Genomic DNA, 742 nt, shown 5'->3' with positions numbered 1-742 from the left:
ATTACCGGCAGCGGACAGCAGGTGACCCTCACGCTGGGCGGTAAAACCTACACGGGCACCGTCGACGCCAATGGCAACTGGCACATTACGCTGCCCTCCGACGATTTACGCGCCTTGCCACAGGGTGAAAACCCGCTCACAGTCACCGTGACGGATATCGCCGGTAATCAGGCCAGCACCACGACACAGGTTACCGTCAGCTTCAGCCCTGCCGCGCTCACGCTCAGCGCCATTGCCGACGACAATATTCTGAACGCCGATGAAGGCGCACGCGATCAACGCCTGAGCGGAACCGCTTCCCTCAGCGAGGCTGGCCGTACAGTGACGGTCTCGTTGAACGGCAAAACCTACACCGCCACCATCGGCAGCGACGGGCACTGGAGCCTGACCTTGCCTGCCGCCGATTTACAGACCCTGAACGACGGTGAATACCTTGTACGCGCCACCCTCACCGATGTTGCAGGCAATGTCGCCACCCTGACACGCACGCTCACGGTCGATACCACCGCGCCGACGCTGACACTTGAGGCTCTGACCGGGGATGACCTGCTGACCGCCGATGAACTGCAATCGGCACTGGATCTGCTGGGCAGTACCTCAGCGTCCGAGGCCGGACAGACCGTTTCCGTTACCCTCAACGGCATGACCTACACCGGGACTGTGGCCGCCGACGGATCCTGGAAAGTCACCATCCCTGCGGATGTCCTTCAGGCGTTAACCAACGGCGACTATACCCTGAGTG

General features: G+C 61.6%; 1 protein-coding gene. It reads left to right on the top strand.

Annotated features, from left to right (window positions below; genetic code table 11):
* On the top strand, window positions 1-742 hold a 742-nt coding region (locus tag KP22_RS21020; protein ID WP_039326333.1), incomplete at both ends, for an Ig-like domain-containing protein.

The organism is Pectobacterium betavasculorum (assembly GCF_000749845.1).
GTDB lineage: Bacteria > Pseudomonadota > Gammaproteobacteria > Enterobacterales > Enterobacteriaceae > Pectobacterium > Pectobacterium betavasculorum.
Note: the sequence above shows the minus strand (reverse complement) of the source record. Positions and strands in the feature narration are given on the sequence as shown.